Here is a 13,735-nt window from a genome sequence, read left to right on the forward strand (position 1 = left end):
CTTCTTCGGAACAAGCGAGGGCGGCCACGCCCCCGAGGCATCCGCACGCGCCGCAGTTGCCATCGCCCTGAGTTGCTTCTCCCGGCGTTCTCGAGCGGCACGGTCCGCGCGAGATTCTCGCGCGCCGTGCACGCCAACGATTTGAATCCTCGAGGACGTCATTGCTTCTCCGTCATCGGTATCGGCAGCATCGTCCGCACGAACGCGGATGCTTGCTGCGCGTGGAGGGTCTGGATCACGAGCAACGCCCGGTGCGCCGCTGTCTCAATGTCGCTCGCACCGCGGGACAGATCGTCCATCGACGCCGCCGACGCGACCAGAAATCCCCGGAACCGGGCCTGCGCGTGACCTTCCACGAGGTCGTTCTCCCGCAGCTCCACATCCTGGTGTTCCCGTTCCTGCTTCTTAGAGACGCGAATGCCGATCTTCTCTTGCAGCTCCGCCGCCAACTCCATGTCGGTGAGGGTCTTGCCCGCCTCTTTCATCGCCTGGTGGGAGGCGCGCGGGATGATCTGCAGCACCACCGTCCGTGACGACGAGCCGGACATCAACAACGGCTCGAGGAACCCCGTTGTCGCCTTCTTCCGCGGCCATTCCGCGATCCAGAACACACGGTGCACGGACTCGTCCGCGCGAATCCACGACCACCCCTCCTCGATGCCCATCACCGGCGCCGCCTCAAGCAACGTGTGACCCTCCGCACGGTGACGTGCCGCGGCGACCGGGTCCCACGCCGCTGTCACGGCACGTTCGAGCTCCGCACCGGTCAGCCACGCCTTCACCCGCACGCCCATGGTCGCGGCGTTCTCCGTGAGCGCCGAGACACGCTCCTCCAAAATGTGCGCGACCCCGGGAAGTCCGCCGCCGGCGTCCTTTATCTGCCGCATCACGTGATCGACCGCGAACGTCACCGTGAGGGCACTGCTGAACGCGAAGGCTCGCCCGGCACCGTCCTCGATCAGTAACGCATACTCCGCTTTCAGCGCCTCACTGGCTCGCGGGTCGCCGAACTCCTCCACAAAATCGGCCAGTTCGGTCGATGAGCTCCGGTCCGCGCGAATACGGATCGTGGCGCCCACCATCCCAGTGATGTGCTCAAGACCGTTCAACCACGCCATGAACCCCTCGACCGCGGCAGTCTGCGCATCAGGGTCCTGCAACTGCCACGACCGGGACTGCACCGCCAGCGTGACGGCGACGCGCTTCGACCGCCGATCCCACACAAACCCGCCCGCGTGATCAATATCGAACAACTCCATATCGCCGAGAGCACCGGGCATCTTCACCGTGCCCCGCGCCGTCACCGTTCGGCCCGCGCTCGAGGCGGGTGCATACACGGCCGGCGCCCACGGCGTCTCCCACACGTCGCGCGCAAACGAGTGCTGACCCGTCAGCTTCCGGCGAGCGAAACCCACCTGGGTCGCCACCATCGAGACCACCGGCTCGCCCCGAAACCGCCACACGGTGACGACCGCGACGAGCACGGACACCGCCCACACCGGCCACGCCCAAATCTGCAGCAGCAGCAACGACAGGAGACACAGCAGGACGAGACCCGCCAAGACCCACACCTGAGTGCCCGTCAGCCCCAGGAAACTCCCCCGGCGTTCCTGCTGACCAAAACGAACCGGGGGCGACTCGCGTCCCTCCATCACCACGTCGGTCATCGCGCGAGCCTCCGAACCATCGACCCGACACCACGCCCCACCCGGGACACGGTCTGGCTCCCCTGGCGTTGCGTCCACTGCGAGTGGCTCAACGCGGTGCGCACCTCACCCGCCGCGAACTCCACAAACTTCACCGCCCACAGCGGTGAGAACGCGGCAACGAAGATGATCCCCGCCGAGGTCAGCAGCAACCCCATGCTCGACGAGGTCGTCGACGCCGCAATGTTCGTCGCCAACAGCAAAATCCCCGCCGCGAGAGGCTCCGCAAGCAGCAAACCCAACGCAAGCTGCCCCCACTTCATCGCCATGTCCTTCATCCGCGGCTGCCCGTAGAACATCAAGCCGAGCGGTGCGAACGCGACCAATGCGATCAGCCCAAACGTCCGCAACGACATCGCCACAAAAAGAAGGAAGGCGGCGAACGCGATGACGCCAAGGGCCGCCAGCGCGAGCAACAGAGGGCCGATTACGTTGACTCCGCCAGACGTAACGGTGGCAATGCTCCAGGTCGGGGAGGCGCTTTGTATCTCGTACCCGACTCCGTTGGGGCCTTGACCAAGGCCCAGAACGTTGAGGATTGCGGCCCCGATACCTGCTTCTCCGTTCAACCCAGCGGTCAGCTGGCTGGTGATACCCGACATAGCGGTCACGATGGTCGGCATCCACTGCAGCGAGAGGACGGAGAGGATGACCCCAGCGACCATCCCGGCCAGGACCTGAAGAACCCGTCCAGGTTGTTGAAGGATCACCGCGACGCTGACCTGCCACGCGCCGATTCCGACCACGAGCATCGAGGCAACGGCGGCCCAGAACCAGAAGTGCGAGCCGGCGATATCCCAGTCCCCGGAACTTGCCTGTGCGCCGAGAAACGAATTGGTGAGCATGTCGCCGATGAAGTTCCCCGCAGCTTTGCAGGCCTGCCCGATCAGACGTGCGACGCCTTCTTGCCCATAGCACACCCAATCGTTGAACCCGCATCCCAAACTCGGGGTGAAAGGGTCCGTGCCGTCAGCTGCCATCTCACCCTCCGAAAGCGTTGAAGACGAAGTTCAGGACGACGACGATGACGCCGCAGACAGCCACCCCAATCAGCGCGCCGACCAGGCCCCCGAGTCCTCTGCTCTGCAGCTGCCCGTTATCCATGACCTTGCCGAGTCCGATTGCCGCGCCGGACACGAGGCCGCCCAGCACGCACACGACCAAGCAGATGGCGAACACCCACCCCAAGACCGTCATAAGTCCACTCAACCCGGGCCCATCCCACCGAGGGGTGGGAGCCGGAATGTTGGCGAGAATGCTCGCTGCGCCAAATGCGGGAATCACGTTTCTTTCCTTTCAATCGCCGGGGTTGGCCGCGTACATCAAGTCGATAACTGACTGCGGAACGGGAACGTCGAGCGAGGTCTGTATCGGGGTGTTCGTCCATCTCGATCCCTTCGATGGCACCTGCAGCGTGAGTGTTAAGCTCACCGCCCCCCGTGGAACGTAGACACTCAAGAGGAACGACCGGCGCTCTCCCCGGGGGAAAATGGATGGAGACTGCACGGAAGCAAATCCCCATGCGGCTCCGACCGGATTTGTTGGACGGGCTTCACCCTCAGGCGCCACAATTGGCGCCGGGGCTCCGGGGCCCCACGATGGACTCAGAGTCATTTCTGACGCGTTGAATCCGTCGTCCTTTGCCCAAGATGGGCTGGAATATAGGTCGACCTTGATGGTCCAGGCCACCGCGCCTGAGGGGTAGAGCTCGGCGGTTTCACCGGGTGCGCTGCACCCGCAACCTTCCTGGGACTTCCACGCCTCGACGTCCCAGATGTCCATGTACACCGGGTAACCCACTCCCTGCGTCGTAGTCGAAGCGAGTGGGACGTCCTTGCCCGGGGACGGCGTGGGCGACGTCGTGGGTACCTCCGAGAAGGTAGACGTCGGAGCCGGCGTCTCGTCTGCGGTTGGGGGCGCACAGCCTGCCATGAGGGCGCAAAGCAGGCCCCCTGTCGCGGCCGTCACGGTCAGTCTCTTCATCCGATTCCTCCTCGTCAGGTGATGGTTCGGCGCTCGTGTAGGCGGCAGGGCCTCACTGCCCCGGCTGGGAGATCGTCAGTGGCGCTTCGGACAGCGGCAGCTCGATATGCAGGTGGTTGCACGAATCGGGGAATTGTCGAAGCCCCGGAGTCTTGAGGCTGTCGCCGGCAGAACTTCGACAGTTCGACTGCCCGATCCCTGCACCCTGAGGGAGGACGGGGATCAGCCGCCGGATGAAATCAATGGACCGATCGTCTGCACCGCTGGATGGTGTTCCGTCGAGACTGATGAAATCCACCGCGAGATCCGGTGACTTGCAGTGCATCGAAAACATCCCGGCGCCGTAGCTGCAATCGTTCACGCACAGTCGACCTAGATCGCTGAAACGCACTTCCGAGTACCACTGCCCCGCGAGGACGATCAGTTGCAGCACTCGCACGTCGACTTGGCAATTCGGCGCCGGGACACCGTTCGCTGTGTCGACGACTTGCTCCCACATCTTGTCTTCGAGGTAAGTGACCTTCCCCGCCGCGTGCAGAGCCACGACCTGAGCAGCAGCCTCCTGTGCCGTCGCGCGAACTAGAGCGGTGCAGGACGCGTTCGACCACGCCGCCACAATGGATTCCGCATCGGCTCGACGAGGAACGTAATCGGATGCACGCTCGTTTCGCTGGACGGCATGTATGGCCTGCTCCGGTGGCAGGGCTTCCCACCCCGGGACCTGCTTCAACGCACCGAAGAAGAGACCCGCCGAAGCTGCCGGGTCCATCCGAACCGCCGAAGATCCCCAATTGTCGCGTTGCTGGAAAAGTCCTCGCGAGTCCGGACCGATCGCGTCCCCGTACCCCAGGACGCGCAGCCCCGACTCCTGCAACGCTGCCTGCACACCAAGCACTTGCGCGGACCGGGGGAGACCCGCCTCCGCCGCAGCTTGCATGATGGCCGCAGCATTCGTGAGCTGTTCAACGGTGAACCGGGGAAGATCCTGCTGAACCTTCTCCACCAACCCCAGCTGAGGAACGCAGCCAGCGCCAAAACTCGCCGCCGCTCCGCCGCCGAAGACGACGTTCACCAGCATCACCACAACGATCCCCGCACCGACCGCCATCAAGACCGGCGTTCCAAGAATCACGGTGAGCAACCGCCGACCGGTCTTCGAACCGGCGGCGACCTTCACCCCCGCCATCACCGGTGCGGACATCAGAGCGCCGCCTCCTCAGCAACCGCCTCTGCGATCGCAAGAAGACACCTGGCGGTCGAAAGCCGACCGCGCGCCACGCGCACGCTGATACCCAGACGACGCGACGCCTCGCGGGCAGAACCACCATCGCCATCTAGCCACTCAAGGACATCCCCCATGCCCTCGAGCGGGCACGCACGGGCCACCACGTCCTCGAAAGGGAGAGCGCCCCCGTCCTCGCCACGCAACAGCACCAGTTGCACCGTCACCGCGACGGCCCTGACCCGGGACAAAGCCTCCCGATACGAACGAACCCTCAATCCAAGCAACGCCGCTTCGCGCTCTTCGGTCGACGACTCCCACGCCAGCGCCAGGAGCGTCTCCCAGTCAGTGGGATCGAGGTGCTGCGCGACAAATCTCACCAAACGATCACGCTTACCCGCACAGGACGTAAACCTCGGTCCCCGCTGGTCCGTCGCCACGAACAGCTCCTCATTCCCGCTCTCCAACCACTCCACCCCCCACGAGTGCGCCATCAACATCGAGACTGCGTTTTCTGGACGGCGTATAGATTTACCACCAGGCTCGGACATTCGCACATTTGTCCCCCGTTTGGGGGGCAGCCCCCTGTCGTTGCCGCGGCTGGATATTTCGCGCGAAGCGGCCTGCCTCATCGACGCCCCGCCTGCTTGGTCGACGGCACCTAGCGAAGGGGTCATTCGAGCCGCTCCTCCCGGATGGTTGAGCATCATGTGCCCACGTCGCGTACTGGTTCGACGCAACCTGTGGACCTGGACGGCAACAATCGATGCTGTTGCTTAAACCGTTCTGTTCCGTGCCGCGATCCCCGGCGCAATCGGTCATTGCGTTTATTTGCGGCTCTTGTATGGTGGTTAAACCACTATACGATCATTCGGTCGGCGTGCAATACCGGCGATAGGAAGGGGGAAATATGCGGGTGAGGGCACAATGGGGACATGCCGCGATTAACCGGAGCGCCCGAGGCCATGCCTGAGCGCGCCGAGCGGGCGCAACGAGCGATCAGCACTATGACCCGCGTGAAGGTACTTCGTTACCTTGCTCACCGCCCCGAGGCCACGCGGCAGGACATTCTTGACGCAACCGATCTCAGCTACGCAACGCTCCGCGACGCGCTAGAAGATCTAGGGAGTCTCGGCTACGTGGCCAAGGGCAAGGGTTCGCGGTCGGCAACATATTCGGTGGACCGTGCCAAAGTCACCGAAGACCTTGCCCTTCTTGTGGCGTTCGTCCTCGGCTAGATCGCCCACGACTAGGCCCGCTTTAGTGCGGCTCGCGAGCGTCTCAAGGCGTGCGCGTTAACGACGTTCGTGGATTAACCGACAAGCGGCGTGTCGCCGGGGATCAATACGTATGCACGTCAGGATGGGCGACATGGGTACGACACGGAGCCGCGTATACGGCATAGGCGTCAACGACATGCCCCTGCTGCAGGGGCGAGTTCCCGCGCACACTCTCGAGGCGTATCGTGCGGCGGCACGCGAGAGCGGCGTCTCCATGGCCTACTACCTCGAGGCCCTCGCAGCTGTCCTGGCTAAGGATGGAGGGCTGCCTCTGGTAGCCAAGCCCGTGCCAGAACCCATGCCTATCGACTTCAAGGACTTGGAGGCCCGAACAGACGCCGCCTAAAACGAAGAAGGCCCGCCGTTTCCGGCGGGCCCCTCAAGATTCGACGTTCAGAGTCACACAGTCGCCAAACTCCGACTCTGAACTGGGAAACAACTACCGGGTGGAACCCGGCCCTTGCTGTACCACCGAGGAGGTGATGACGCCATAGTAACGCGCTTTCCCGTTGAAGTCCTAGATTTTTCGTCGTCACGCCCGCGCGTGTCGCGATTTACGTCCCACGATGCGTGGGCTTTGACGCGTGCTCTTTCTCCTCGTGGACGTGTGCGCGCCGCTGCGCACACGGTCGCCGGCGACGCCACCAACGACTACGACCACGAGCACCGCATCGACGACACCGTCCCGGAGGGACCGTGGGCGATGTACCTGTCACGCGACCGGGAACGCTACGACTTCATCCCGTTCGACTTCGATGCGTCTCGCGGCAACGCCGGCTACGACGCCGGGCGCCTTTCCCACTGGCTCAACGAGCTCAACATCGACCACCTGGTCTGTGAGTCCGGTCCCTCCGGTGGCCGCCACGTGTGGCTGAACCTCGAAGAGCCCGTCGACGCCCGCACCGTCAAGACAATCGCGCAGCTCGCCCAATCCCTCATGCCCTCCCTAGACATCAAGCCCTTGTCCAACCCGGTGACCGGCTGCGTGCGGCCCCCGCTCTCCCCTCACCGACACGGCGGTATCTCCACCCCCCAAGGCTCCCTCAGGGCGTTCCTCAGCCGCAGCGTCGACGCCGACCAAGTCCGCGAACTCCACGACCTCCTGATCGACCTCGGCGCCGAAATTCACATCCCCAACACCGCCCCCGTCCGCGGCGAACGCCTCGACGCCGACGGGCACCCGTACATTGAGGGCCCCAAGCGACCCCTCAGCCCCCGCCTGACGATGATGCTCGACGCTCCCGCCGGCACCGACGCCTCCTACACGCTCGCAACCGTCCTCGCCGGCTGCGCTCACGCCCGATGGCGTTACGACGACATCGCCGAGCTCGCAGAGGCCTCCCCCGCGTTCGAACACGTCCGCACCGCGCGCGCCCGCAGCGGCGGCCGCCGCGTTCCCCGCAGCGCGAAAAACCGCCTGCGCGTCCTCGACGGGGCGTGGAAACTCGCCGTCCGCTACGTCGCCTCCCACCCCATCGACAGAGACGGCGCCGACCCTGAGTTTCCCGCCCGGCAGACCTCTGTCGTCACGGCCGTCCAGCGTGCCCAAGAGCGCGCTGATTCCCTCCCCGGCCTCTGGGGAGCAGACCGCGCTTCCCGCACCGCCCGCACCCACCCCGGCACTCACAGCACCCGAGCGGTCCTCGACGCCCTCTGCCTATATCTCCTTCAAGCGGTCTCGCACGTCGTCGAAGCCGACATTCGGCGCCTCTCCGCCGACACCGGCTACGGACGCACCACCGTCGCCACCGCGCTCCACACCCTGGCCACTCCCCAAGGCGACGATCCCGAATCGGCCTGGATCGTTCGCATCGGCGACCCCACTCCCCCTCACGGGCAGCGATACCGACTCTCCCAAAAGTTCTCCACAGAAGTTCAGGGACTAAACCGGACACAAGTGCTTGCACGCCCGACCACCCCCGCCCGCAGCCCCTGGCTCACCCACCTCACCAACGCTCTCCGCCCCCTCGCCCACGACACCTTCGCGGCACCCCACAGCCTGGGACGAACAGCAGGCCTCATCTACACCCACCTCCAGCCCGACACCATCCAGACCCTCGACGAGCTGCAACTGGCCACCGGGCTCAACGGCGAACAAACCCGCCGACACCTCTACCGCCTCGTTGAACACGGTCTTGCCGTCCGCGTCCCCAGCGGCTGGGCTCGTTCCCTGAACCCCCACACTGCCGACACCGTGGCTGTCGATCTCGGTGTGGACGGCTATCTCGCCGACCGCCAGCATCGTTACGAGCTCGAGCGTGGCCGATGGGCGTGGTGGAGCGCCGAAGTCGCCTGGATGCGCAAACGCCGCAAGAAACGCCGCGGCCGCCGCGCCCCCGCAGGCGTCGTCCTCTTCCGACAAGACGACCGCACTGACTACGCGCGCTACCCCCGCGGACCCAACGGACGTCCCCTACACCACGACGCGATCGCTCTCGTGGAAGCAGGGGCGCACTCCCCCACCCTCACCGCCGTGGCCTAGTCGGAATGCCGTGACGGATTGGCCGGACGAAGACGATACCCAGTGACCGTGAAGGGATCCCGCCGGCGGCTGAGCCGCTGCCCAGCCAAAAGACGGAGCACAAACCGTCGCCGCGTCGAACGTGTCCAGGAGCCCTCACTCCACTGCTGCTCCGGGTGAACTGTCGTTGTGGAGAAGTCCCCCGATGGCCCGTCGGCGACTCGACTCAACGGCCGATCGCACCGTGGCGCCAGTCCCATCTGCACAGGCCCCTCCCCCACGACCGAGCTCGGTGTCGGTCTCTACGCGGCTTCGCACGAAGAACGGTGCTGTTTCAGATGGCGCTCCCACACGGAGACCGCAGAGGTGTATTGCAAAACGTGCAATGCAATCATTACATTGCACGCATGTCGGGATTGACTTCCACGGTGGGGGTGTTCGAGGGGCTTGGAACCCGGATACGGGCCGTGCACTGGGCCGTTCGGACGACCCACGTTGACATGGAATTAGGTGCATCACAACACTTGCAATGCAATCATTGCGAATCCAACTTTCCAGTAAAAGGTGCTCGACGCATTTTGGGCTCGGATACGGGTCGATATACGGGGGTTCGAACGGCTTCATGAGTAGGGGCGAGGTCGGAGGCAAACCTTGCTGCGACTGCGCGAGGCTACCGTTCCGACCCCCGGTCCTCGCATGACAGGAGCCGAGTAAAACACCTATAACAAGGGTTACATAACAACCGTTGTAATAAGTGTGATTGGGTCGCGGACAGACGCGGCTCGTCCTAAGGGGAGACGCTCCGACCTCAGCGCTGTGCTGGACGCACATAGAAAAACAACGGTTGTTAAAAAACTGTTTTTACAAGACCCCGTCCGTTCGAGGTCACTGCTGGAGCGGCTGTCTCGTTGCCGGTTGTTCGGGCGCGTGCGGACGGGCTCGCAAGCGACGTGCAACACAACTGTTCTAATCTGACTATAACAACTATAAGAACAGTTGCTATACTAGTGTTGCAATCGTTGTTGCAGATGTTTGTGAAGGAAGGGGCGCGGGGAATGACGCGGACGGTGATGTTCGGATGCCACAAGGGTGGCGTGGGCAAGAGTGGGGGAGTGGTGCAGACCGCGGCCGCTCTCGCTCGTCGGGGGCTCGAGGTCCTCGTCGTTGACATGGACTCTCAGGCCAACGCCAGTCGGATGCTGGGCGCCGCATGGAACGTGGCGGAGCCCACCGCCACTGTTTCGGAAGCCATCGTCGCCAACCAGAAGGGCGCCGCGGAAGGCGCTGTCGTCGCGTGCGGGTGGGTGAACGACGCGGGGGAGCCGACCGTCGAAGCGCAGCGGATCGACGTGGTCCCCAGTAGGTTCGACCTCGGCAACCGCGAAAACGAAGCCGGGCAGGTCGGCGCCGTACGCCGACTCCGCAAAGCTCTGGACGGGTGGACCGACAGCTACGACTTCGTCCTCATCGACACCCCACCCAGCCTCGGCCACCTGGTGCAGATGAGCATGGCCGCCGCCGACGCAGTCGTCATCGTCAGCCAGCCCGAGTACTCCAGTGCCGAAGCGGCTATCCGCACCGCGGACTTCGTCGCCCAGCACAGCGAAGATCTCGGCAACCCCGACCTGCACGTCGCCGGGATCCTCGTCAACATGTACCGGGGGACAGCCGAACACGAATCCCAGCTCGAGGGATTCCGGGAACGCTTCGGCCACCTCCTCTGGGATCTGCGGACCACGGAGGAGATCCCCGGGTTCGGGGACCGCGAACTCAGCCCCAGCTACGTTCCGCTGTGGTCGATCTTCTCCGACGCGGACTCGTACGCCGCGTCCTTGACCGATGTTCCGCCGGCGCGGAAGAAAAAGCAGGCGATCGCGCTGTACGACGCGGTCGCATCCCAGCTCGTCACCCACTTCGCCCCCCAGGAGGCTGCAGCATGACCACCGCGCGCACCCGGCAGCGTCCCGGCGCCGCCGCCCCCTTCCCCCTCATTCCCCACGTGGAAGCGATCGTCCCCACCTCCGCGACCACCCCGGAACCGGACACCCCGGCAGTCGTCCCCGCCGCGCACACCCCCCAGGCCCCGACCGCGGCCCCTGTGGCAGCACCGGCCGACCCGAAGGTTGCCCGCACCTTCCAGCTGCACACCAGCGTCCTCGCCGAAGCGCAGACAGCCGTGCTCCGCACCGCCGGTGTGGCCGGCGGGTACTCGTCCCTGAACGCCCTCGCCGAAGGCGCCATCATCCGCGAACTGCAGCGCCTCGCCGACGAGTTCAACGGGGGAGAAGCCTTCCCACCCCACACGGGAAAGTTCCGCGCCGGCCGCCCCATCGGCAGCTGACCGCACGCGATACTCGATGGGCCGCCTCGTCTATCAAGACCGATACGGGTCCATGAGATCTATGGGGCGAGATCAGGAAGGTTTGGACGGGAGCCGACGCGTGGCTCCCCGTCGAGCAGCTTCTGCACTCGGTCGTACGTCCGAGGGGATAAGTCTTCGGATGGGAAGAACTCGTTCATCAGATCTTCGGCTTCATCGGCCGTCTGGATCCCGAGGACCGTCAGCAACACGTCGACGTCGCCGAGGTCTCGTAGCCCTCGTCGCTCGGCCGCGCGAAGTTTCATGGCCAAGAGCATCGCCGCGGACGCTGCCTGGACAAGGATGCCGTCCTTGTCGTAAAGGGTCACCCACTCGGCGCCGCGTCCCATCCCATCCGGGAGGAAAATCTTCGCCTTGTCGTTGACCCAGTCCAACGGCCAGCCACGTTCTTCCGCGATCTGAACGGCGACCGCCTCAACGGCCTCCCGCGGGCTGAAGGGACCGTCCACATCGACAGTCGCGGGGCGGTCCCCGTCGATGGTGAGCGCGACGGCCGCACCGCCCACGATCTTGATGGTCGCCGAGACACCGGCGTGCGTGAGGCGTGCGATGATCTCGCGGATCCCGTCGATGATGTCATCGCGGGTCAACAGGCTAGTCATGTGTTCGCAGCCGTAAGGAGAGGTGCACTAGACGCTCACCAGTTCGCCCTGCTCGATCGCGACACCTCGGCGAAGAAATTCAGGGAGCACCTGGGCGTGGTCGGCGGACAACGCAATCGGGCGGGTACCACGTTGCGGCTCCCACACGGCGTCTGGATGACCGCCCTGTTCGAGCACCCACGACGGGACGGGAGCAGACACTTCCCGCAAACGCACCTCGAGGAGAGCTGCGACAGCATCCAGCCAGCGCGACGGCACATCCTCTGGTTTCTCCGCCGAGAGGAGAACCCGTGTCACGGCATCGGCAGAGGCGAGATCATTGGCGAGCTGGATGAACCGCCGGTATGCCTGAGCCACCTGACCCTCAGCCTCGGCATGCGTGATGTCCTCCAACGCTCGTGCGGCCGATGCCCGCCCCTGCGTTGCAACCGGGACCCATTCGATCCCGATCGCGGAGGACAGTCGGTCCACGGTCGACGACGTCGGGTCGCGCCGGCCGTTCTCGATCGCGCTGAGGTTGCTCGCCCCCACACCCGAACGCGTGGCAACACTTCGAAGGCTCACGCCGGAGCGCTTGCGCGCCCTCCGTAAAGAATTCGTCAGGCTCATGCCCCACCTCCGTTATCTAAAACGATAACACTCGCAGTTGTTCGTGGTTCCGACGCTGCCGGGGGAGGAGCGGCACCCCGGCGCGCGATTGTCACGCACTGATGGGTGGGCCACAACCCCCGTGTGCATTTACCCGGATCGGCAGTCTGGTCGATGGCACGCGTCGACCAGATGCCCGGGTCGGCACCATCCCCCAGGCGCAACGAGGAGAACACGATGTACTTCCACCGGCAAGAACTGCAACACAAAGCCACCCCCGACAAGCCCGACGCGGTCTACGCCCGCAAGCTCCAGGAGGTGCTCGGTGGACAGTACGGCGAGATCTCCGTCGCGATGCAATACCAGTTCCAGGCCTGGAACATGCACATGCCCGGCAAGTACCGCGACCTCGTGTTCGGCATCGGCGCTGAAGAGATGGGCCACGTCGAGATGCTCGCGATCATGATCGCCCAGCTGCTCGAAAAGTCGCCGCTCGGCATCACCGAAGAGGTCTTCACGCTGCCGGCACATCGAGGGCGGGGGATTGGTGCGCAGTTGCTACACGCCGTCGAAGAAGCCTGCCAAGAGCGGGCCATCACCACGCTTCGGCTCGATACTCGCGCTGCCCTCGCGGAGGCATGTGCCATGTACGAGCGGAACGGTTTTGGGCGCGTCGACGCTTTCAACGACGAGCCGTACTCCGACCGGTGGTACAGCAAGACGCTGGCCGAGAGTATTCGATAGCCCATTGTTGGCCGGCGGTGACAAGGGAACCGGCACCGGGGCTCACGAGGGGGACGCGTCCAGAATTGCCACCATGTGGACCCGACGGCCGAAAGCATCGAGGCCGAGCGCGGAATCAACGCCGACAAGAGACCGGTGAAACTCCGTCACGGGCTTAGCCTCGATGAAGCCGGCACTCGCGTAGAACGGAGCGTTCCAGGGAACATCGGCATACGTCCGCAGGGAGACCTGGCTGTACCCGCGCCTGCGGGCCTGCTGCTTGGCGGCATCGAGAAGCGCCCGCCCTAACCCCTGACGCGCGTGCGACGGCGCTACGGACAGCTGCTCTATATGGCAGATGTCCTCCACCTCCAAGACGTGTACGAAACCGGCGACTTCTGTCTCGTCCAGCTCTGCGACGAGAAGAAAACCCGGCGTCGCTGCACGGTCAGCACCCGATAAGGCGCCGGGCCAGTCGCTCGGCTCGAACCGCCGGATGAAGAGCTGATCGGCCGCGTTTTCTATTGACTCGATTGCCGAGAAATCTTGCGGTCCTGCACTGCGCACGACGACTCCCACTCTGCGAGTGTAAAAGGGCGAGACGCTCCCTCACTGACTGGCGCAGACGGCGATCGCCAGACGAGCGGCGACCGCGCATCCCCGCCCCGCCACGGGCGAAGCGTTAGTGGTCGTGAGCTCTCAGTCGTTCCACCAGAGCTGGGTGCTGTAGTAAGCCATGCCCTCGGATGCTCTTCACACAACGGGTCGAGCTGCTCAGCATCTCGCACCC

General features: G+C 64.6%; 13 protein-coding genes and 1 pseudogene. 6 read left to right on the forward strand and 8 right to left on the reverse strand.

Annotated features, from left to right (window positions below; translation table 11 throughout):
• Positions 1-158: 158 nt before the first annotated feature.
• The 5 genes from OVA26_RS17145 to OVA26_RS17165 form a co-directional block, all read right to left on the reverse strand.
• On the reverse strand, positions 159-1,667 hold the full coding sequence (locus OVA26_RS17145) for an SCO6880 family protein (RefSeq protein WP_268105210.1): 1,509 nt from the start codon (positions 1,665-1,667) through the stop codon (positions 159-161).
• A complete protein-coding gene (locus OVA26_RS17150) occupies positions 1,664-2,686 on the reverse strand; it encodes a hypothetical protein (RefSeq protein WP_268105211.1) in 1,023 nt (340 codons plus the stop codon). Before OVA26_RS17150 ends, OVA26_RS17145 begins: the two co-directional genes overlap by 4 nt.
• Before the next feature lies 1 nt (position 2,687).
• A complete protein-coding gene (locus tag OVA26_RS17155; protein ID WP_268105212.1) occupies positions 2,688-2,903 on the reverse strand; it encodes a hypothetical protein in 216 nt (71 codons plus the stop codon).
• An 838-nt stretch (positions 2,904-3,741) separates the two neighbouring features.
• Complete coding sequence (locus OVA26_RS17160; RefSeq protein ID WP_268105213.1) at positions 3,742-4,890, reverse strand: hypothetical protein; 1,149 nt, start codon at positions 4,888-4,890, stop codon at positions 3,742-3,744.
• Positions 4,890-5,462, reverse strand: coding sequence for a hypothetical protein (locus tag OVA26_RS17165; protein WP_268105214.1), 573 nt, complete (start codon positions 5,460-5,462; stop codon positions 4,890-4,892). The genes OVA26_RS17160 and OVA26_RS17165 overlap by 1 nt, the downstream gene beginning before the upstream one ends.
• Positions 5,463-5,846: 384 nt before the next feature.
• Between OVA26_RS17165 and OVA26_RS17170 the strand changes: the two genes are divergently transcribed.
• The 4 genes from OVA26_RS17170 to OVA26_RS17185 all read left to right on the forward strand — a co-directional run bounded on the left by OVA26_RS17170 (position 5,847) and on the right by OVA26_RS17185 (position 10,993).
• Complete coding sequence (locus tag OVA26_RS17170; protein ID WP_268105215.1) at positions 5,847-6,149, forward strand: hypothetical protein; 303 nt, start codon at positions 5,847-5,849, stop codon at positions 6,147-6,149.
• A gap of 649 nt (positions 6,150-6,798) precedes the next feature.
• A complete protein-coding gene (locus tag OVA26_RS17175) occupies positions 6,799-8,673 on the forward strand; it encodes a hypothetical protein (protein ID WP_268105216.1) in 1,875 nt (624 codons plus the stop codon).
• Positions 8,674-9,707: 1,034 nt separating this feature from the next.
• Positions 9,708-10,592: a ParA family protein gene (locus OVA26_RS17180; protein ID WP_268105217.1), complete on the forward strand. Its 885-nt coding sequence runs from the start codon at positions 9,708-9,710 to the stop codon at positions 10,590-10,592.
• Complete coding sequence (locus OVA26_RS17185; RefSeq protein WP_268105218.1) at positions 10,589-10,993, forward strand: hypothetical protein; 405 nt, start codon at positions 10,589-10,591, stop codon at positions 10,991-10,993. The genes OVA26_RS17180 and OVA26_RS17185 overlap by 4 nt, the downstream gene beginning before the upstream one ends.
• 59 nt (positions 10,994-11,052) lie before the next feature.
• On the opposite strand, the gene OVA26_RS17190 is transcribed toward OVA26_RS17185, so the two are convergent.
• Together OVA26_RS17190 and OVA26_RS17195 are read right to left on the reverse strand one after the other, a co-directional pair.
• Positions 11,053-11,622: a nucleotidyl transferase AbiEii/AbiGii toxin family protein gene (locus OVA26_RS17190; protein ID WP_268105219.1), complete on the reverse strand. Its 570-nt coding sequence runs from the start codon at positions 11,620-11,622 to the stop codon at positions 11,053-11,055.
• Between the two features lie 39 nt (positions 11,623-11,661).
• Positions 11,662-12,243, reverse strand: coding sequence for a helix-turn-helix domain-containing protein (locus OVA26_RS17195; RefSeq protein ID WP_268105220.1), 582 nt, complete (start codon positions 12,241-12,243; stop codon positions 11,662-11,664).
• A gap of 216 nt (positions 12,244-12,459) precedes the next feature.
• Here OVA26_RS17195 and OVA26_RS17475 point away from each other — a divergent pair.
• Both OVA26_RS17475 and OVA26_RS17480 read left to right on the forward strand, forming a co-directional pair.
• Positions 12,460-12,732: pseudogene (locus tag OVA26_RS17475) on the forward strand (manganese catalase family protein); the annotation flags it as partial.
• Positions 12,733-12,741: 9 nt separating this feature from the next.
• Positions 12,742-12,966: a GNAT family N-acetyltransferase gene (locus tag OVA26_RS17480; RefSeq protein WP_442786084.1), complete on the forward strand. Its 225-nt coding sequence runs from the start codon at positions 12,742-12,744 to the stop codon at positions 12,964-12,966.
• Positions 12,967-13,008: 42 nt separating this feature from the next.
• On the opposite strand, the gene OVA26_RS17205 is transcribed toward OVA26_RS17480, so the two are convergent.
• Positions 13,009-13,524 carry a GNAT family N-acetyltransferase gene (locus OVA26_RS17205; protein WP_268105221.1) on the reverse strand — a complete coding sequence of 172 codons (516 nt, stop codon included), beginning with the start codon at positions 13,522-13,524 and terminating at the stop codon, positions 13,009-13,011.
• Positions 13,525-13,735: the final 211 nt, after the last annotated feature.

This window comes from Microbacterium sp. SL62 (genome assembly GCF_026672635.1).
Lineage (GTDB): Bacteria > Actinomycetota > Actinomycetes > Actinomycetales > Microbacteriaceae > Microbacterium > Microbacterium testaceum_A.